This window comes from Lysinibacillus sp. FSL W8-0992 (genome assembly GCF_038008685.1).
In the GTDB taxonomy this organism is placed as follows: Bacteria; Bacillota; Bacilli; order Bacillales_A; family Planococcaceae; genus Lysinibacillus.
Genome location: NZ_JBBOZQ010000001.1, coordinates 834633 through 855005, shown reverse-complemented (window position 1 = coordinate 855005; position 20373 = coordinate 834633). Strand labels below are relative to the sequence as shown.

Annotated in this window: 17 protein-coding genes; 10 read left to right on the top strand and 7 right to left on the bottom strand. The window is 36.2% G+C overall.

What is annotated here, in order from left to right; genetic code table 11:
* Positions 1 to 5: 5 nt before the first annotated feature.
* The 3 genes from msrAB to NSQ74_RS03980 all read left to right on the top strand — a co-directional run bounded on the left by msrAB (position 6) and on the right by NSQ74_RS03980 (position 3897).
* Positions 6 to 1118 (top strand): bifunctional peptide-methionine (S)-S-oxide reductase MsrA/peptide-methionine (R)-S-oxide reductase MsrB, encoded by a 1113-nt coding sequence (msrAB, locus tag NSQ74_RS03990; RefSeq protein ID WP_340821634.1) that lies wholly within the window; start codon positions 6 to 8, stop codon positions 1116 to 1118.
* Positions 1119 to 1396: 278 nt separating this feature from the next.
* Positions 1397 to 2164 carry a response regulator transcription factor gene (locus NSQ74_RS03985; protein WP_340821633.1) on the top strand — a complete coding sequence of 256 codons (768 nt, stop codon included), beginning with the start codon at positions 1397 to 1399 and terminating at the stop codon, positions 2162 to 2164.
* A gap of 2 nt (positions 2165 to 2166) precedes the next feature.
* Positions 2167 to 3897, top strand: a complete 1731-nt coding sequence (locus tag NSQ74_RS03980; RefSeq protein WP_340821631.1) for a cache domain-containing sensor histidine kinase — start codon at positions 2167 to 2169, stop codon at positions 3895 to 3897.
* A 214-nt stretch (positions 3898 to 4111) separates the two neighbouring features.
* Here NSQ74_RS03980 and NSQ74_RS03975 read toward each other — a convergent pair whose 3' ends face one another.
* A complete protein-coding gene (locus NSQ74_RS03975) occupies positions 4112 to 4330 on the bottom strand; it encodes a hypothetical protein (protein WP_340821630.1) in 219 nt (72 codons plus the stop codon).
* A 129-nt stretch (positions 4331 to 4459) separates the two neighbouring features.
* A complete protein-coding gene (locus tag NSQ74_RS03970) occupies positions 4460 to 4609 on the bottom strand; it encodes a hypothetical protein (protein WP_173479196.1) in 150 nt (49 codons plus the stop codon).
* A gap of 227 nt (positions 4610 to 4836) precedes the next feature.
* Here NSQ74_RS03970 and NSQ74_RS03965 point away from each other — a divergent pair, with 227 nt between their 5' ends.
* Complete coding sequence (locus NSQ74_RS03965; protein WP_340821629.1) at positions 4837 to 5328, top strand: hypothetical protein; 492 nt, start codon at positions 4837 to 4839, stop codon at positions 5326 to 5328.
* 100 nt (positions 5329 to 5428) lie between these two features.
* Here the strand turns inward: NSQ74_RS03965 and NSQ74_RS03960 are convergent, their stop codons facing one another.
* Together NSQ74_RS03960 and NSQ74_RS03955 are read right to left on the bottom strand one after the other, a co-directional pair.
* Complete coding sequence (locus NSQ74_RS03960) at positions 5429 to 6841, bottom strand: M20 family metallopeptidase (protein WP_340821627.1); 1413 nt, start codon at positions 6839 to 6841, stop codon at positions 5429 to 5431.
* Positions 6842 to 6998: 157 nt separating this feature from the next.
* Positions 6999 to 8426, bottom strand: coding sequence for a YfcC family protein (locus NSQ74_RS03955; protein WP_340821626.1), 1428 nt, complete (start codon positions 8424 to 8426; stop codon positions 6999 to 7001).
* Between the two features lie 319 nt (positions 8427 to 8745).
* Here NSQ74_RS03955 and NSQ74_RS03950 point away from each other — a divergent pair, with 319 nt between their 5' ends.
* Positions 8746 to 9621: a LysR family transcriptional regulator gene (locus tag NSQ74_RS03950; RefSeq protein WP_340821624.1), complete on the top strand. Its 876-nt coding sequence runs from the start codon at positions 8746 to 8748 to the stop codon at positions 9619 to 9621.
* Between the two features lie 73 nt (positions 9622 to 9694).
* Here the strand turns inward: NSQ74_RS03950 and NSQ74_RS03945 are convergent, their stop codons facing one another.
* Complete coding sequence (locus NSQ74_RS03945; RefSeq protein ID WP_340821622.1) at positions 9695 to 10576, bottom strand: LysR family transcriptional regulator; 882 nt, start codon at positions 10574 to 10576, stop codon at positions 9695 to 9697.
* A 122-nt stretch (positions 10577 to 10698) separates the two neighbouring features.
* Here NSQ74_RS03945 and NSQ74_RS03940 point away from each other — a divergent pair, with 122 nt between their 5' ends.
* The 3 genes from NSQ74_RS03940 (at position 10699) to NSQ74_RS03930 (ending at position 14755) form a co-directional block, all read left to right on the top strand.
* Complete coding sequence (locus tag NSQ74_RS03940) at positions 10699 to 12702, top strand: YhgE/Pip domain-containing protein (protein WP_340821621.1); 2004 nt, start codon at positions 10699 to 10701, stop codon at positions 12700 to 12702.
* A 233-nt stretch (positions 12703 to 12935) separates the two neighbouring features.
* Positions 12936 to 13442 (top strand): sigma-70 family RNA polymerase sigma factor, encoded by a 507-nt coding sequence (locus NSQ74_RS03935; RefSeq protein WP_340821619.1) that lies wholly within the window; start codon positions 12936 to 12938, stop codon positions 13440 to 13442.
* Positions 13439 to 14755 carry a DUF4179 domain-containing protein gene (locus NSQ74_RS03930; RefSeq protein ID WP_340821618.1) on the top strand — a complete coding sequence of 439 codons (1317 nt, stop codon included), beginning with the start codon at positions 13439 to 13441 and terminating at the stop codon, positions 14753 to 14755. The genes NSQ74_RS03935 and NSQ74_RS03930 overlap by 4 nt, the downstream gene beginning before the upstream one ends.
* 78 nt (positions 14756 to 14833) lie before the next feature.
* Here the strand turns inward: NSQ74_RS03930 and helD are convergent, their stop codons facing one another.
* A complete protein-coding gene (helD, locus tag NSQ74_RS03925) occupies positions 14834 to 17170 on the bottom strand; it encodes an RNA polymerase recycling motor HelD (protein WP_340821616.1) in 2337 nt (778 codons plus the stop codon).
* Positions 17171 to 17475: 305 nt separating this feature from the next.
* Positions 17476 to 18870, bottom strand: a complete 1395-nt coding sequence (locus NSQ74_RS03920; protein WP_340821615.1) for a DHA2 family efflux MFS transporter permease subunit — start codon at positions 18868 to 18870, stop codon at positions 17476 to 17478.
* A gap of 168 nt (positions 18871 to 19038) precedes the next feature.
* Here NSQ74_RS03920 and NSQ74_RS03915 point away from each other — a divergent pair, with 168 nt between their 5' ends.
* Both NSQ74_RS03915 and NSQ74_RS03910 read left to right on the top strand, forming a co-directional pair.
* Entirely contained in the window at positions 19039 to 19578 is a 540-nt protein-coding gene (locus tag NSQ74_RS03915; RefSeq protein ID WP_340821613.1) for a TetR-like C-terminal domain-containing protein, read from the top strand.
* A gap of 93 nt (positions 19579 to 19671) precedes the next feature.
* Complete coding sequence (locus tag NSQ74_RS03910) at positions 19672 to 20304, top strand: TetR/AcrR family transcriptional regulator (protein WP_340821612.1); 633 nt, start codon at positions 19672 to 19674, stop codon at positions 20302 to 20304.
* Positions 20305 to 20373 lie beyond the last annotated feature (69 nt).

The window sequence follows — 20373 nt, the reverse complement described above, 5'->3', positions numbered from 1 at the left end:
ATCTAATGAATATAAAACTATTTGGTGTATTGTTTAGTGTTTTATTATTTTTATCAGCTTGCTCAGTCGATACTTCTTTGTTAACTAGTAGTGTAAGTACAGCCCAAGCAGAATCTAAGTATCCACCCAACCCAAACGTCAACTTAAATTTTGATACAAATAATTTAAAAGATATTTGGCTTGCAGGTGGTTGTTTCTGGGGTGTAGAAGCATATATGGCACGTGTTTACGGTGTTTATGATGCAGAGTCAGGTTACGCCAATGGAAATACAGAAAATCCAACTTATGAAGATGTTATTTGGAGAAATACAGGGCATGCGGAAACGGTTCATGTTCGTTATGATCCCGAACGAGTTAATTTAGAAAAGCTATTAACACATTTCTTCCAAATTATTGACCCTACCTTATTAAATCAGCAAGGAAATGACCGTGGCACACAATATCGTACGGGGATTTACTATACAGATGAAGCAGATAAACGAATCATTGATCAGGTAGTGGCGAAAGAACAAGAACGCTACGATGACCCGATTGTTACTGAAGTGGAACCACTTAAAAACTTTACACTTGCAGAAGAATACCACCAAGATTATCTTGAAAAAAATCCAAATGGCTATTGTCATGTAGAGTTTGATTCATTGAAAAATCAAGAAATGCCATCCCTTATTGACCCAGCTTTATATCCAAAGCCAAGTGATGAGGAAATTAAAAAAATGTTAACAAAAGAGCAATATCGAGTAACACAAGGGAATGGTACAGAAATGGCTTACTCAAATGAATACTGGGACAACTATGATCCTGGTATTTACGTTGATATTGTAACAGGTGAGCCACTATTTTCATCTGCTGACAAATATGATTCTAGATGTGGTTGGCCAAGCTTTACTAAGCCGATTGATCCAGCCGTGGTGCTTGAGTTTAAAGATACGAGTTTTAATATGATTAGAACCGAAGTGAGAAGCCGTACGGGTGATAGTCACTTAGGACATGTGTTTAACGATGGACCTATCGATCGTGGTGGTTTGCGTTACTGTATAAATAGTGCTGCGATTAAATTTATTCCACAAGCTGAAATGGAATCAGCTGGTTATGGTTACTTAATACCGCTAACTAAATAATAGTACGCTCCTGAAATCAGTGCCAGTCACCAAAACAATTTGGAATCCTCCTAGCACTGTAAGTAGTCATATTTATTACTAGCTAAGTAAAAATCCACGAAGACCCCTGTGGGAGCGCACGCATCATAAGCCGCAACACGCGGCGCATTAGCGTCGGTTGCGGCTTACCTTGTGCCCACCGGAAGTGTAGTGGATTTTTACAATTTAGAATATCATTTTGCATACGTGGAGCTACTGATAGGACAGCCCTTTATGTATTTTCTCAAAGAGGTGATGTGATGTACAAATTATTAGTGGTCGATGATGAAGCAATCATCATAAAAGGAATTCGCTCATTTGTTAACTTTGAGGAGCTTTCCATTTCTGAAGTATTTGAAGCATCAAATGGAGAGACCGCACTTGAAAGCTTTAAAAACCATAGTCCTGACCTCGTTTTAGCTGACATCAATATGCCGAAAATGAACGGCCTCGATTTTGCCATTACAGCAAAAACAATTAAACCTAATGTAAAAATTGCTATTATTACAGGCTATGACTATTTTGATTATGCCGTAACTGCATTAAAGGCAGGCATTGATGATTACGTCTTAAAACCCGTTTCTAAAAATGATATTCAAGAAACGTTAAAAAATCTGATAGCAAAAATTCAAGCAACACAAAGTCAGCATGAGCTATCTCGGCTTGTGGAAGGCATTTTGAGTGAAACAAACATAAATAATGACACAGGCTATAAAGCGAGAATACAAAAAGAAATAGACCGTAACATTGCAAATGTCGATTTTTCTTTAAGCTATTTAGCAAAACAAATGGCACTCAGTAATTCCTATTTAAGTAGCTTGTTTAAGAGCCTATACGGTAAAAACTTTCAAGATTATATGCTATCCATCCGCTTAGATAGAGCGAAAATTTTTTTGCTCAGCACAGATATGAAAGTGTACGAAATTGCAGCTGCTGTAGGCTTTGATGATCCCAATTATTTCAGCGCTACATTCAAACGAAAATTTGATATTTCTCCCAATCAATTTAGAGAAAAAATGAGAGAATAGCGATGAAGAAATCAAATATATTGAATACTTTACGCATGCAAATTGCCCTTCATTATTTAAAAGCGAGTGGTCTTATTTTATTATTAATGTGCGTTATTTTGTATTACAGTATTGCTTCTGTTGTGTTAAGTGAAGCAACCTCTAGCACAAAAACGGCAGTTGAAAAAAGCGGTATGTATATTGATCTCTATATCGATCGTCTCAAAGCCGTATCAGGTTTGCTCGCTGAAAACGCCCAGCTCGTAACCTATTTTTCGAGTGCAGAGCGAGACCCTACTATTAAGCATAGTTTACTGTCTATGATTGAAACAACGATGGCAACGGATCGATTCATTCAATCGGTTGTAATTGTTAGTAAAGACGGACAAGTACTGTCTAATGAAAAGGGATTAATTATGAGTATGTCGAGCAATATGATGAAGGAACAATGGTATGTGGCAGCTGTTAATAATGGCAGCAAGCCTGTACTGACATCTGCTCGCATGCAGCACTTTTCAATGGATAAAGATAACTGGGTAATCTCAATTAGCCGCGAAATAAAAAATGCCGAAGGTCAAAATATTGGTGTATTGCTTATCGATATCCAATATAAAGTTATCGAAGACTTTTTAGCTAACTTGGATTTAGGAAAGGATGGCTTTTCTTTCATTATAAATGACAACGGAGAAGTCGTTTATCATAAGGATACCGCGTATTTCGAAAATTACTTAAAACAACAACAATTACAGCAAATTATCGCCAATCAAGCGGGTTATGATAAAGAAAAAAATACGTTAACGCACACCTATAAGCTAAATAATGCCGACTGGACATTTGTTGGAGTCTCCTCACAAGACGGACTTTTAATGATAAAAAGGCAACTGCTCGAAATCTTTTTATTAGTAGGCATGACTCTTTTTATTATAGCTGCGGTAAGTGTTGCTTTATTTGCTGGACGAATTACGGTACCATTCCAACGTTTAGAAAAAGCGATGCAAAATATCGAACATGGCTTAAAAGAAATACCTATTGATGAAAAAGGATGCTTTGAGGCACAAAGTTTAGCAAAATATTTCAATCGTATGATTGGGCAAATTGAAAAACTAATGCAGGAAATTACTGAAAAGGAAAAACACTTAAGAGCAACTGAAATTAGTGCGCTCCACAGTCAAATTAATCCTCATTTCTTATACAATACATTAGATACAATTGTATGGATGGCGGAGTTTAATGACAGTGAGAAAGTAATTGAAATAACAAAAGCACTTGCTCAATTTTTCCGCTTATCGCTTAGTGGGGGAAATGAAATGACAACTGTAGAAAATGAATTAGATCATGTTCGTCAATATTTGTTTATTCAAAAAGAACGTTACGGTGATAAATTAAATTACAAGATTGTCTGCAATCAATCGATACGAAACGTACGAATGCCAAAAATCCTTCTACAACCAATTGTTGAAAATGCTTTATATCACGGTATTCGAAGTGTCCCTCGCAATGGTCATATTCATATTAGTGCAATAGCTAGTGGAGATGATGTGGAGCTTATTGTTCGAGACAATGGACAGGGCTTTGACGTCAAACAACTAAATAGAGAATCTACAGAGAAGCGAACAAAGCTTGGTGGCGTTGGCATTAAAAATGTAGATCAACGCATTAAATTATACTACGGCCCTAACTATGGAATTACAATCAATTCAAGCTTAACAATTGGGACGACTGTCACAATTAAAATTCCACAAGAAATGAATTAAAGAAAAACATTATAGATGAATCATTTATTTCTACAATAAAAGACCGAATTGTTATTAATAGGCATCAACAAGTCATGCTTGATGCCTATTATCAGTCGACGACTCCTACAGGAAATTTCAAGCAGCAGTTATCTTTATTTATATTAAATAAAAAAGAACTAAGGCTTACACCTTAGTCCTTAACTCAATGAATTGAATAGTTGTCAAATAAAAACTAGTGCCATGCAGTCCGCTCACTTACCGGTTGCTGGGTATTTTTTTGCCCTTGCGCTTCGGTAAAGTTACTTGCTTGAGCTGAAGCTGCATCAAAATCGAAATCAGAGCCAAACTCCTCTTTATAGAGCTTTTTGCCATTTTGATTTACTTCTCGTTTTTTCGCACTATGCTTGTCCCTAACTTTTGCATTGTTACAATTTGTGTTTATATTTGACATAGCCATCCCCCATTGATTTTATTGAAAAGTAATAAAACAGATAATCTGTTCAACTGCTTTTCATTTTAAAGTTTGGCCAAGCTAATGCGTTTTTATTTATAAAAAGATTTCATATAAGCTGAAACGTTTTTAAAACATGTTAGCTAAATAAGATTGCAAAGATTTAGGTAACATTTGAAAGAATAGTCCCTCATATTTAATATCGAGCAGACCCGCAATAATTATGATAATAACGATGAATGCTAAAAAGGGTTTCTTATTTTTAGAAATCCAATTCAAAAGGCTCCCCTCCTTAGAAAAATTACGTTTAAAGTCCAAGTTAAGTATATAGTGATTTGTGAAAAAAATATATTATTCCTTTTTAATAAAAAATTAAGCGAAACAAACCCTTGTCACCCATAAATGACTTGTGACATAGATTAAAATGACATGTATTAAAAGATGGTGAATTTCGTATTTGTAGACGGAAAACAGTTGATTAAACTTTTTTTAAGAGAGGAATGACTATGGTCAATTTTAATTTTTTTCAGGGTACCGTTACACAGATAAATGATTTTGCAGTCGGGCAAAATGGGGAAAGTGAAGGATGTTATACGTTAATGACGGTAGAAAATGGTGCAGGCGGCATTGTTAATTTTGTTATTTCACCTTCTACTTATTTTGTAAATCACGAAGTTGTAAGCCGTGGTGATCGCATTGTTGGCTATTATGATGCGAATGCACCTGTACCTTTAATCTACCCTCCTCAATATCAAGCACTTATTATTGTTAAAGAAAACAGCTATCAAAATGTAAAAGTAGACTTTTTTAATTCTCAATTGTTGAGTAGTGATGGTCAATTACAATTAAATCTTGCACCATACACGCCTATTTTGCTTAGAAATGGGCAGCCTTTTTCAAAAAGTCCTGCAAATCGCACTCTCATTGTTGTTTATGGACCTACTACAAGAAGCATTCCCGCACAAACTACGCCTCATGAAGTAATTGTTTGGTGTTAATCCCCCTACCAACCTATATCGTAAAAAATATTCAAAATTGTTTGAGTGCCTGGCACAAAATCCACTGCGCTGCCTATGAGCACAGTGGATTTTAGCTATTTTAAACAGTTTGAAGTTTATACTTTTTCACTTCAGGAGGAATCGGACATACATATTCCTCACCATTTCGTTGTTCAATTAATTCTAGCTTCGCTTTTTCCAGAACTTCAGGGTTTTGTAGCACTGCAATAGCAGTTGCCGCCATCACTTTACCAGCATGTAGCATACCTTTATGTGCAATTGAAGTTTTTCCTGTTGAAACGACCTGCCAAGTATGAAGAGGTGTTCCAATTGGTTCACATGCTACCATGCATTGTACGGTTGGGACAACCCAGCTCACATCGCCAACATCGCTCGTACCTGGCAATATTCCGTTTGATGGGATAAATGGATCGATAACATGCGCTAAATCTTTGCCTTCTAGTTCTTTATTAGCCTTAATATCTTCTTTTTTATCGGCCTCAGATAAAGTTGCACGAATGTCCTTCGCGAATTGTTGTTCCTTTTCATCATATTGTGGGACACCTAAAGCAACAAAGTTATCATGCATGACTTTCTCTAATGTGTTATTCGGCAATATATCGGAAGCAGCGGAAGCAAAATCAATTTCCACTTGTGTACCAGTCATAAGAGCCGCTCCTCTTGCAACGTCACAGATGCGTTGATAATTTTCTTCTGCTTGAGCTACACGTGGTGCGCGAATAAAATACAATACATCCGCCTTTTCTTGTACAACATTTGGTGAAACACCACCTGTATTTGTTACAGCGTAATGCACCCTTGCTTCAGGAATAATATGTTCTCGTAAATAGTTAACGCCGACATTCATTAGTTCAACTGCATCGAGTGCACTTCTACCAAGATGAGGCGTGCTAGCAGCATGAGAGCTTTTTCCTTTAAATCTAAATGAAACTTCATAACAGGCAAGAGATGACATGGACCAAACTGAATTTCGAGACCAAGGATGCCAGCATACTGCAAAGTCTACATCATCAAATAGCCCCTCTCTTACCATAAAGGTTTTACCACTACCGATTTCCTCACCAGGGCATCCATAGTAACGAACAGTACCTTCAAGATTGTTTTCTTGTAAATATGAACGGATTGCGATGGCAGCAGCTAATGCTCCTGTACCAAGTAAATTATGGCCACAGCCATGTCCGTTGCCATTCGTTACTTCTGGGTTATATTGAATATCTCCACCAACCTGACTTAATCCAGTTAGTGCATCGAATTCACCTAAAACAGCAATAATCGGCTTTCCTGTCCCATAACTACCAATAAAGGCAGTATCAATATTGCCTACTCCCTTTTCTACAGTAAAGCCTTCTTCTTCTAAAGTGTTGCATAATAATTCTGCTGATTGGAACTCTTCAAATCCTGTTTCTGCATAACCCCAAATTTGATCACTTACAGAAATTAATTTTTGTCGTTTTTCTTCAATAACCTTTGATAATGTATTACGATAATCCATTTCATTCACCCCGTTAGAATAATATTTTTGCTAAAAAATTATTTAAGCCAAAATCCTAGCAAATGCAATAAACTTTCCTATTAAATTCGCCATCTCACCTCAGTAAAATGGCGAATATAGAAAAGAGTCAATGCTACATACCGATCTATCTTTGCTTTTAAAACGGTCCATAATTAATTGCCTGGGCAATAATTAAAAAGATCACAACTATGACAATTTGAATAGCAACATAAGGGAATACCCATTTAGCCCATTTTGAATAAGGAATGCCCATCATACCTAGAGCTGCTAACAATAAGCCACCAGTCGGAATAATTAAACTCGAGACACCGCCACCCATTACAGTAGCAAACGCAGCTGTTTGTCTTGTTACTCCCACTAGGTCTGCTAATGGTGCCATAATTGGCATGACTAATGATGCATGTCCACTTCCAGACGGCACTAAGAAATGAATAAAGAAATTGACAACTGCCATCCCTACCGCTGTTACACTTGGTGAAAGGCCATTCAGTAAATTAGAAGTAATATGTAATATCGTATCTAATAAGTTGCCTGACGTAAGTACAACAAGAATTGTATTAGCAATCCCAATAATCATCGCACCTGAAATCATTTCAGAACATCCTTTTAAAAATGCATCCGTCATCTCATTGCCAGAAAGTCTTCCGATAAGACCCATAATAATTGCACCTAATAAGAAAATCCCTACAATTTCACTAATGTACCAGCCAAGACTAATAACGCCATAAATCAACGCGATAAAGCAGCCTAAAAACACTAAAAGAGAAAGTGCATGTCTTTTACTTAACTTAAAATTGTCATCAAACGTAATTCTTTCATTCGGGTTAAACTTCCCGTATTCAGCTAGTTCAGGATTTTTCTCGATTTTATTTACGTGTCTTAAAATAAAGGCAACCGATAAAATGTAGAAGATTACGTAAATAGCGATACGTAAGCCCATACCCGAGTACATTGGAAGCTCAGCAACTGTTTGAGCAACACCAATTGTAAAAGGATTCGTAATACCTGCAGTAAATCCAGCACCTATCATGCCGAGAAATACTATTGCGACACCTGTTAGCGCATCAAAGCCTAAGGCAATGGTCATTGGAGCAACTATTGTAATATAAACTAACGAGTCTTCAGCCGCTCCAATAAGGGTACCGAGTAATGAGAACAGAAGTACCATCACTGGAATAATTAATTTTTTTCTTTTACCAAACTTTTGTGCAGTAAATCGAATTAACGCATCAATAGATCCTGTAGCTTGCATAATTCCAAGAGCACCACCAATTAGTAGAACAAATAATATAATTGGTGCACCTTTGACCATCCCTTGGTGAAATGCATTAAACATGTCTAGCAAACCTACAGGCGTATTTGTAATGTATTCAAATTTCGTAGGGTCAATAATCGTTCTACCATTTTCCTCATATCTAGCGTATTGACCAGCAGGTATAACATAGGTTAAAAGTGTAAGAACAACAATGATTAAAAACATTAGAACATAAGCATTTAAGCCGCCCTTTTTCTTCTTCCTCTTTTCAGTACCTTCTTCTATCTTTATTGGTTTGGCAGTACTCAAACATAACACCCCTTTGTGATTTGTGTAAAAAGCAATCTGTCATACTATGAATTAACTCAAAAAACAGTCGAGTTTTAATCATCCTCTCGGTAAAAAAATAAGATTAGAAAAATTTAGAAAATACCCAATATTGCTAACGCTTTCATAGGTTTCATTTTATAATGCATTACAGGTCATTGATATTCTAATAGTGAATATTCAATATTACTATTTTAAATATTTAGGGTTATAATTATATTTCAAAAATTAAATCAGCATTATATAATCATTTTTATTTACTTTATAGCTTCAGAAATTAACAGGAAAGGTTGTTATGTAATTGGAAATTAGACACCTTCAGACTTTTCAAATCGTAGCAGAAGAAAAAAGACTAATTCAAGCAGCAATGCGCCTTAATTATTCACAACCTACTGTTACAAAGCATCTACAGCACTTAGAAGATGAGATTGGCTTACCTCTCTTTGAAAAAGTGGACAATAAAAGGAAGCTAACTAAAGCTGGAGAAATTCTTTATGAGCATGCAAAAAATATCTTAAATGAGATGTTTACGATGCAAAGGAGAATCGAAGAATTCCAAGGAGAAAAGCAAGTAATTCGGGTTTGTGCATTAGATGAACATTGCGACCGTTTTTTTCTACCACATATAGTTAATTTCCAAAAAAGGAACCAAGATATTTTAATAGAAGTTTATTCTGTAGATAGTAGCGATGAGGCTTTAAAAAAGATAATACAAAATGAGATGGACTTTGCTATTGTAAATGGTAGAACTTTAAACTCTGACATTTCCAATCAATGCATTGACTATGAAAGTTTAGTGCTGTTCGCTTCGAGTAAAGTTGCTAATGACACTTCTCAAATGGAGAGCAAATTAGAAAAACACCCTGTATTGGTTGATCTTAGAGCTCCCTTTATAAAATTTGAAATATTGAACAAAGGAATTCACTTTCCAAATACTATTCACTGCAATAGTGATGAGAGCATAAAAAATGCCGTCCTCAATCACCCGTATCTCGGAGTAATTGGGACAAGCAGAATAAGAAAGGAAATCGAGGATGGGTCGGCTACTATTTTAGAAACTTATACTTCTAACATTCCAGTCAAACTCATTGCTTTAACAAAAAATTTAAGCAATCCGATTTTACAAGACTTTTATAGCTCAATGAGTAAAATGTATCGTCCGCTAAGTAATAACTAGAATGTAAACAAATGCCTAATATTAGATGACCCTATCGCTGGGTCATCTTAAACACATGCGTAAATTAACTCTATTAAGCAATAGTTGAAAAGTATTCGAAAACAAATTGACGAAATTGGTTAGCCATCGGTGTAAAATAGCGTTTTTCTGACCACGCTAGCCCAATTGTACGTTGACAAGATGGTTCAACAATTCGCAGTTTATGAGGAAACTCCTCTGATTTAGGAACCCAAGATAATTCAGAAACGAAAGCGACACCTAGTCCTTGTCTAACTAAATCAGAAATAACGGAAGGCTCATCCCCCTCAAAGGCAATATTTTGGACAAACCCCGCCTCCCGGCAAAATTGATCTGTTAAGCTTCGGAAGCCAAACCCTGTATTCATACTAATAAACGCTTCATCCTTCACCTCTGCGAGTTGAATACTCTCCCTGTCTGCTAACCGATGATTAGGTGGCACGATTAAAAATATTTCTTCAGTAATAAGTGGTTCCCATCTAATACCCTCGCCTTCAATAGGAACTGAGGAAATACAATAATCCAACTCCCCTTCCATCAACAATTTTTTCATAGATGTAACAGACTTTAGAAACTGTTGAAAACGGGCATCTGGATATTTCGATAAAAATGAACCTAATAAAGCAGGCAATACTCTTGGAATCGTTACTGCCAATGTAATACTCTTTTGATCTTGCTCAGTAAATTGAGCTAACTCCCTTTGTCCCTCATTCAATTCCGCAAAAGCCCTTTCCACACGGTTTAAAAAAATTCTGCCAGCTTCATTTAAGCTAATTTTTCGATGTTCTCTGTCAAACAACACCACGCCCAAATCTTCCTCCAAGCGGGAAATCGTTTTACTAAGCGATGGCTGTGCAATTTGAAGTTGCTCTGCTGCCTTCGTCATATGTTCGAGACGGGCAACTGTTTGAAAATACTTTAACTGCAAAAGTTCCATATTGGTCCCCCTCTTGTATAGATTTAAATCTATTATGTAATAACGATTTATGTATTATACAACATTAATGTAATAGATTATTATGAAATAATCTTTTAAAAATAGGAAGGTAGGATTATTTCATGAAAGGATTTCAATTAATATTGCAAGACTTAGTAGCTATTTGGAAACATAAGCATGGGCGAACGGCCTTTATTTTTCTTATTCTTGTTCCTTTAATTTACGTTGGGTTCTTTTTAGCAGGATATTGGGATCCATACGGGCAATTGGACAAACTTCCCGTAGCTGTCGTTAATCTCGACGAGGGAGCAAATATAGATAAAGAATCTTTGCATGTTGGCGATGACTTTATTACCGAACTAAAGGAAGGCAAAGAATTAAACTTCCATTTCGTCCCTGCCAAGACCGCACAAAAAGGGCTTAAAGCAGGCGACTATTATATGGTCATCACAATTCCAAAGGATTTCTCTAAAAACGTAACGACTTTAATGGAAGAAACTCCAAAAACAGCAAAACTTTCGTATGAAATTAATCCAGGGAAAAACTTTGTAGCTTCACAAATTACGACAACAGCCGTGGAAAAAATGAAAACAAAAATTAACGCCAGCATAACGAAGTTTTACTCTGAATCTATTCTCACTAAATTCCAGGATGCTTCGACTGGTTTTGCAACAGCAGGCGCTGGGGCGGAAAAGCTTTCTAAGGGAGCGACTGATATACAGAGCGGAACCGACAAGCTAGCGGATGGCATTCATAGTTTAGATGCAGGAGCTCAAAAGCTTCAAACAGGAAGTTCAAGCCTCTCAACAGGTCAGGAAAGCTTATCAAATGGCGCTCAAGGACTCATAAACGGTTCTGACTCTCTATATAGTGGATTACAGCAACTAACTGGAGCTGAACAAGCCCTTCAATCAGGAATAGGGCAAATGAGCGAAAGTATGACAGACTGGTCCTCTAAAAATACAGAGCTAGTTCAAGGTCAACAACAAGCAGCAAAAGCAGCAAGTAATTTAAGCGGGCAATTAGCTCAATATATAAAGGATCATCCCGAAGCAAAGCAAGATTCGGAATTTCAACAACTGATTGCTTTAGCAGAGACATTATCTGCAACTGAAACTACTTTAACAAATGGTCAACAACAAGTAGGCGCAGCTGCTAAAAAAATCGCGGCAGGTCAAGCTACGCTAGAAACTAGCATGAAAACATTTGGAACAAAGATGACTCAGGCTACTGCGGGGGCAAAACAACTTCAACAAGGAGCGACTGAATTTGCAAGTGGCTTTGCTAAATGGTCAACAGGCTTTACTACACTTAATACTGGAATTACAGCGCTATCTAGTGGAATTAATGAAGTATCAGGCGGATTTCCAAAACTGCAAAATGGGCTTTCCTCTTTAGTAGTGGGATCAAATGAATTAGCATCAAAACTAAATAGTGCGGCAGCAAAAACACCTAATCTTCAATTTGACGATGCAACGACATCGATGTTTGCCCAACCAATCGAATTGGTAGAATCTGATTTATCTGACGTTCCGAATTATGGTGTCGGTATCGCACCCTATTTCTTGTCACTCGCTTTATTTGTAGGAGGCATTATGGCATCTAATATTCTGCCACTAGGACGCAGAGAACTTCTAAAAGTGACTGGCACCGTTCACTTTATTAATAAATTAGGTTTAGTTTACGTAGTTGGTTTAATTCAATCAATTATTGTAGATATCGTTATCTTGTTAGGATTTAACTTAAAAGTAGCTAGTGTACCGCTCTTTTTCCTTTCAAGCATGATCGTGTCACTTACATTTATGACCCTCATCCTAATGCTCATAATTCTATTAGGAAATGTCGGTAAATTTATAGCTGTTACGTTATTAGTATTTCAATTAGCAACATGTGGCGGAACATTCCCTGGTGAGCTCGGAAATCCTATACTAGCTAAAATCGGCGGATTTTTGCCGATGGCGCATTCACTAAAAGGTTTCCAAGAAGTAATTACCCTTGGTGGCTGGTCAAACTTAGTTACACAAGGATCACTTTTACTCATCTATCTTTTACTCGCTTTCATCATCGCTTGGATTTCAAGCCACATCCAGCATAAAGAACAACCTACTGTAGAAATCGCTAACTAAAGCGGTACCTCTATATAGAAATAAAAGGAGCCTTCCTCAATAGAAAGGCTCCTTTATTTACTTGGATTATGGTTCTCCATATAACTAAATAACAGCTAAACCTCCCACTACATCCAACGAACTGTCTACCACTGCCCTTTCCTAAAAAAGTTATAAATTACTTTTAAAATTTTATAAAATAAAATGAACGAATGTTTTATTCGGTGCATCTAATCATTAAAGGAGGCATGGAGATGGACGAAATCGAACTTGCCAAACAAGCGATTAATGGAGATGAAGCGGCACAGCTACTGCTTTTACAAATATATAAAGAAGCTATGTATCGTGTTGCCTATAGCTATATGCAAAATGAACATGATGCAAATGATGCACTACAAGAAATGACGTATCAATGCTTAAAAAATATTCATAAAGTGCAGACGCCTCAGTATTTTAAAACGTGGCTCGTACGCATTGTTATCAATACATGTTTAATGATGAAACGACAGCAAAAGCGTATTGTCGTCACAGATGAAATAGTGGATCAGCCCGAGCAAATGGCGGAACTATTTGAACTCAATGATGTCATTACAAAGCTACCTATTGAGCAACAGGAGCTCATTCATTTGAAGTACTTTAAAGATTTAAAAAACAGCGAAATTGCCACGTTACAAAAAATTCCTGAAGGGACTGTTAAATCAAGATTACATAAAACATTAAAGAAGCTTCGTCATTTATTAGGAGAGGGGGGCATTTCATGAGTCAGTTGGACAATGACCAACAACAAAGATATATAGAATTACTTGAATCAGTGCCTATGGAAACATTGCAGTCAAATAAACAGTTCATGGCATACAAGCAATTAAAAAAGAGAACTCGCCATAAACGCCTTTTACAATTTACGGTTACTGCTGCTATTATCATGATTGCCCTTATTAGTTCCATTAGGGTATCGCCAGCTCTTGCTTATACGATGGCACAAATTCCAGTATTAAAACCACTTGTTGAAATGATTGCGTTAGATAAAGGCATTAAAGATATTATTAACAACGAATATTACGAGCCTATTAATGTAAGTCAAACGATTGATGGGAAAACCCTTACGATTACAAGTGTTGTGGCAGATGAATCAGGTATGATCATTTCCTATAAGCTTCAATCGGACGAAGACTTAGCGAATTTCACTGGCATCTCTACAGAGGTCAAACAGCAAGGTGAACAAATCTATGCATCTGTAGGGAGTAGTTGGTCAGCACAGCCAGAAGGAACATTTGAAGTTGAAAATACAATTGAAGTGGCCGCAAGCCAAGGTATGAACTATTCATCACAAGATTTTGAAATTACATTATCGCTTCATGATCGTCCAGAAATAGTCTTTGACATACCATTTACATTAAAAAATGATATTAAAGCATCAAAAAAATACGCTATTAATAAACAAATAACTGTCGATGGGCAAGACTTTACCATTCATGAGCTTATTATTTCTCCAATTAGATCTGAGTTGAAAATGTCGATTGATTCATCGAATTCAAAGAAAATATTAAACTTTGGAGATATTCGCATCTATGATGAACATCATGAGGAATGGGGCAAAATTCGAAACGGTTATTCTGGATTTGGTAATTACGAAGATAAGCAATTTAGTATCATGCTAGAGAGCAATTTCTTCCGTATCCCAAAAAGTATGACGATTGAATTTCGAGACATCGAGGCTATTGATAAAGCTGATGAATCGGTAGTAATTGATTTTGATAAAAAGGAAATTATGACTCAGCCTAAGAATATTAATACCGAGCTTGAAATAAAAGATAACTTTGAAATTCAATATAAAATATTATCCTCCAATAAAAAGGAACTTAGAAGCATGTTTAATCATTTAATTGACGCTAAAGGTGAAACTTACTATTCAAATAGTGCAACGTTTTCTGAGCACGACAACTATTTATTAATTACACAAAAATTTGATATGGAGAATGTTAAAAATCTCCCAGTTAATCCTGTGAAGCTTGAAATTGCACGTTATGACCAATATTTAAATGGTGTTGGACGTATCCAAGTGGAACTTAAATAAATTGTCATCCTAAAGAAGAGCCGATTCTAATAATACCTAGAATCGGCTCTTCACATTATTCTCGTTCATTACTCTCATTTAAATTTTAATTTCATTTTCCTGTAAGGCAGTGCGTAAAAGTGGACTTGGTTCACCTACGCTGTAAAGCTGTAAATTATGCATTGCTCTCGTACAGGCAGTGTAGAAAACTCGGCGTAAACTCTCATCGCCATATATTTGCTCCGATGCATCATAGATAATGACAGCTTCAAATTCAATTCCTTTGGATAAATAAGAAGGTATGATGACAACCCCTTGCTCGTACTCGGGTGAGCCATTTTTTATAAGCTTAATACCCTCAATAGTAGACAAAGCTTCAAATGCACGCTTGCTCTCCTCCGCAGATTTACATATGATGGCGATACTGTTATAGCCATCACTTCGCAAAGCTTCGATTTTAGTCGTAATACAGTGGTGCAAAGCTGTGTGATCAGCTAATTGTGTCAGCGCAGGTAGCTCCCCATCGCGGTCAAACGGGATAATCCGTTCGCCATTAGGTACTAGTTTGCGGGTAAATTCGACAATCTGTTTTGTAGAGCGATAGCTACGAGTCATATTGATAACTTCTGTTTCATCTGGTCCATATAAGTTACTAAGAATATTAAAATCAATCATTTCACTTGCATGCGCGAAAATTGCCTGATTAAAATCACCTAATACTGTCATTTTCGCAAAAGGAAACAATCGCTTTAAAAACTCGAATTGGAATGGCGAATAGTCTTGTGCCTCGTCAACGAGTACGTGCTTAATCGAGCTATTTGTTTGAAAACCTTGAATTAACTCTTTAATAAATAAAAACGGAGTAGCGTCTTCGTAAAAAAGTTTATCTTCGTCTAGCATTTCCAGTGTCGCTTGGCAAATAGCCTCCCACTCCACTGGTGTTTCTCCTTCAATCCACTGTTTAATTTGCATAGGATCTATAAACAACTGTTTGTAAATTTCCTTAATGTCGATAAACTGTAACGCCCGAATTCGTTTCCGCAAAGTCTTCAATTTCTTGGATACAATCAATCGCGCAAGTTTAGCAGGCTCCATCTCATAATCGGCTACTGTCTCTCTTGCAAAGCCCTTTCTTTTAGCTAAATAAACACGTGCCTTATGGTATTCCTCGTTGCTAAGCAGCTCAATTTCTTCTTGTACCCATTCCTTCTTCCATTCGACTTTTTCTATTTCTTTTATTTCCTTCAGAATCCATTCCTTTAACTTTTCCAATCGATTATGGAACTTAAGTGAAGCGTCGCTACTATAAAATTGCTCAGCGATTTGTTGCGCGTTAATAATCGGCTGCCCTCTGAAGTTAATGCCCTTAAATATCATGCCGGAGTACTCCAGCGACTTTCTGTATGCTTTAATGACTTCAAAAAAACGAGTAGATGCTTTGAATCGGATGCTCGCCACTCTTGATTTATATGCTGGGCTATTTGCTGCAGTTAAAACATATTCCAATTGCTCGTAAGGATTTTCAACATAAAACTCCTTACTCAATCGGTGATGCAAGTACTCCTGAAATGTAACTTGCTGCATATTTTCTTCACCAAGTTCAGGTAGCACGTTGGACACATAGCTATTGAACATTGCATTAGGTGAAAATAAAATAATTTGATCCGCATTTAATCTATCCCGATATTTATAAAGCAAATAAGCTATTCGCTGTAAAGCTGCTGATGTCTTGCCACTACCTGCGGCACCATGAACTATAAGCAATCTCCCATGATCATGACGAATAATTCGGTTTTGCTCCTGTTGAATCGTCGCAACTATACTATGCATATGTTTATTTGTACCTTGCCCCAAAACTTGCTGTAAAATCTCATCTCCGATAGTGAGACTTGTATCAAACATTGATTGAAGAACACCATCGCGAATTAGATATTGCCACTTTTTCTCCAACTCCCCTTGGATAATGCCTTCAGGTGTCGTGTACTGGGCTGGACCAGGCGAGTAATCGTAGTAAACACTTGAGATAGGAGATCGCCAGTCATAGATAAGGAAATCTTCCCCACTCTTATCCATAAGAGAAGAGATACCTATATAGACCTGTTCCTGAGCTGACATACCTTCCTCTAAGAAATCAATTCGGCCAAAATAAGGAACCTTCTGCATACGGCGTAACGTAGACAATCTTTTAGACGCATGTTTGTGGGTGCTTTGGCTAACGGATAGTGCTTGCGTTTCTTGTCTTAAGCCGATAATCGTCTCAAGATAATCGTCGAAAGTATCCATATTGACCTTTATTTCATCCCAAAAATGCTTGCGAATATTTACAACTTCGTTCTTACGCTGTAAAGTTTCTTTCTCCAACCTATTCAGTTGCTCTGAAATAGTCTCCATTACATTGTCTAATCGTTTTTGCTCCTGCTGAAACTCCGATTTCATCGCATTCACTCCTTAAAAATGTAAGTATAGGGGTTGACTTATAAAAAACAATGCTTTATAATTAAGATAGGGATAATATATCCTTTTAATAATAAAGTGCCTATCTATATAAATTTAACACATGTTCATGTTTTTATCAATGGATTAACCATGATATCTATTTCTATATAAATAAACATTTAAAATAGCGTAACAACACTTCGAAATCTGTATTTAGGAGTGTTTTTTTATTTGCAAAAAGCACCGATCTATAATCTAGAACGGTGCTTTTCTTTATTGTATCGATCACTGCAAGCAATCGATGTTTAGTTACTCACTTTTTTAGTTTTTGGCACAAACCAAACAACAATAAATGCAATAATGGCTACGATAAGCATTGTGCAATAAGTCGTATTAGCTGCGGTAGCATAACCTTCACTTGTACCAATTGAAACCTTTGTTAATTGTATTGTATAAATAGTCACAATAACTGCTGTGCCAATTGCTCCTGCTAATTGACGAATCGTATTATTAACGGCTGAGCCATGTGAAGCTAATTCTTTTGGAAGTGCATTTAAGGCAGCTGTATTTAAAGGCATTGTAATAAAAGCTAGCCCAATTCGTAATATAATTGTGCGGACAAGTAAATACATATATGAAGTAGAGGCAGATAAATCAATCACTGCCCACATCGACAAAACGATTAAACTCATGCCCACTATAAATAATGGCTTTGCACCATATTTGTCATACATTTTCCCAGTTACCGGAGATAAACATGCATTTATTAATGCCCCTGGTAACAATAAAAGACCTGCTTCAAAAGCAGTAAAACCACGACCATCTTGTAAATAAATTGGTAGTAAAATTAAATCCGCATACATTAATATGGTAATGGCTATATTAACAAGCGTTGTCATTGAAAACATTTTATATTTAAATACCGTCAAATTTAATAATGGTTCAGCTGAAGACATTTGACGCTGACAAAATAAAAACGTCACAATGATCCCTAAAAGCAGGGATGTAATAACTAGCCAATCAGCCCAACCTCTACTTCCTGCAATACTGAACCCAAAAAGTAAAAATCCAAACCCGATTGTTGAATAGCCAACACTTAATCCATCTAATTTTACTTTTGTCCCCTCAACAACATTAAATAAATATTTATAGGCAAACAAAATAATTAGCAAAACAAATGGAATTAAACCAATAAATAGCCATCTCCAAGACAAATATTCAACAAAAAAGCCTGAAACAGTTGGTGCAATTGCTGGAGCGAATATAATGGCGAATCCAACTTTCCCCATAACAGCTCCACGCTCTTCCATTGGATACAAAAAAACAATGACTGTCATCATTAATGGAATAATGATTCCTGCCCCAACTGCCTGGATCATACGTCCTGTCAGTAACATTCCGAAGTTCATTGCACTTGCTGCAACAATAGAACCTACTAATAAAAAAAGCATAGAACTGATAAACAACTGGCGAGTTGAATATCGTTTCATTAAAAAGGCAGTGATTGGGACTAGCACGCCATTCACTAACATAAAGCCTGTCGCTAACCACTGAATGGTTGTAGGGGTTACATCAAAAATAACCATTAAATCGCTAAGTGCCACATTTAGTAATGTTTGATTTAATGTAGAAAAGAAGCAACCTGCAATCATTACAAAAAGCAAAAGCTTTTTCGTTCGAGCAGATATTTCATTTTGCATAATAGAACTCCTAACGCTATCATAATTTTATCGACACATTGTCTAAAAAATATCTTAACAAGAAATTTGCTAAGTTGACCATGAACAATATAGGATTCACTGTCGACTATTAGACAATTTGAAACAAACTGTATATAAAATCTACTATGATAGACAGGAATGAGAAAAATGACTAAAAAAGAGGATCCACGTGCCATAAGAACACAGGAAATGCTTAAAAGTGCTGCCTTAACCCTCTTAAATGATGGACTATCCATTAATCAATTATCTGTGCAAAAGGTGACACAAAAGGCATTGTTAAATCGAACAACATTTTATTTACATTATCAAGATATCGATGGCCTAATTACACAATTAACACAGGAAATTTTACAGGAACTAACTGAAAAAATTGAAGCACTTATTCAAGTTCAGGACATTGACGAAAAAAAACAATTGATTCAATTACTAGATTATCTTTATACACAAAGACATCATCTACTCATTCTTTTTCAACTGGAACAATTTGAAAATCATTTATTCCAATTATTAAAAAAGTTAATCGAAATTCGCAGAAATAAAAATACAAAAACAACTAAAAAAGTCTATGTCGATTCTCAAATCAAAACAGCTTCGATAGTTGGCGTTATAATGTGGTGGTTAAAAAATGGTCTACATTTAAGTTCTGATTACATAGCAGAACAAATTCATCTTATGTATAAATCTTAATAAATATACAAAAATAGCAATAATTATGAATACAAGTTGGTATGTGTTACGCATGCTACAATTAATATATGAAGAACAGTTGGAGTGACGAAAATGAGTAAACGAGAACAACAAAAACAACAACGCCGTCAAAATATTATCCAAATTGCAAAGGATTTATTTTTGGAACATGGCGTTCAAAACATACAAATGCAAGATGTCGCAGACGCTTCTGGTGTTGGGATTGCGACAATTTTTCGTTATTTCCCTAAAAAAGAGTATTTAGTGATTGCAGCCTCAAATACTATTACTAATGATATGGCGACGCATATAGGACAAATTGTTGAGCAGACAATACCTGCGTATGAAAAAATCAAACAAATTTTGGATTATTATATAAGTGGAACAAAGGACCCTAAGCTACGGCTCGCAAAGTTTTTCGAGTCCTTTGATTTACATGAAAAAATTGCTACAGAATCGTCTGAGCAATATGCAGAGTATTTTTTTGCACGAAACAAATTGGCAAGTATTTTATTCACATTGGCTGACCAGGGAAAACAAGACAGCTCATTAAGACATGATATTGATTTAGATTTATTTATTATGACGATGGTGCAAAATTTTAGTTTATTTACATTTAAATCAAGCCTAACAACCCACGATCCAAACCTCTCCGAGTTGTTATCTACGGACAAGCAACTGGAGTTGATGAAAGATGTATTTTTATCTTTTATTCGACCACAATAAATGACGAACGTTTTGAATTGACATTCGATCGTGAAAGTTGTTAACTAGGAAGTAGAAAAGTGATAGTTA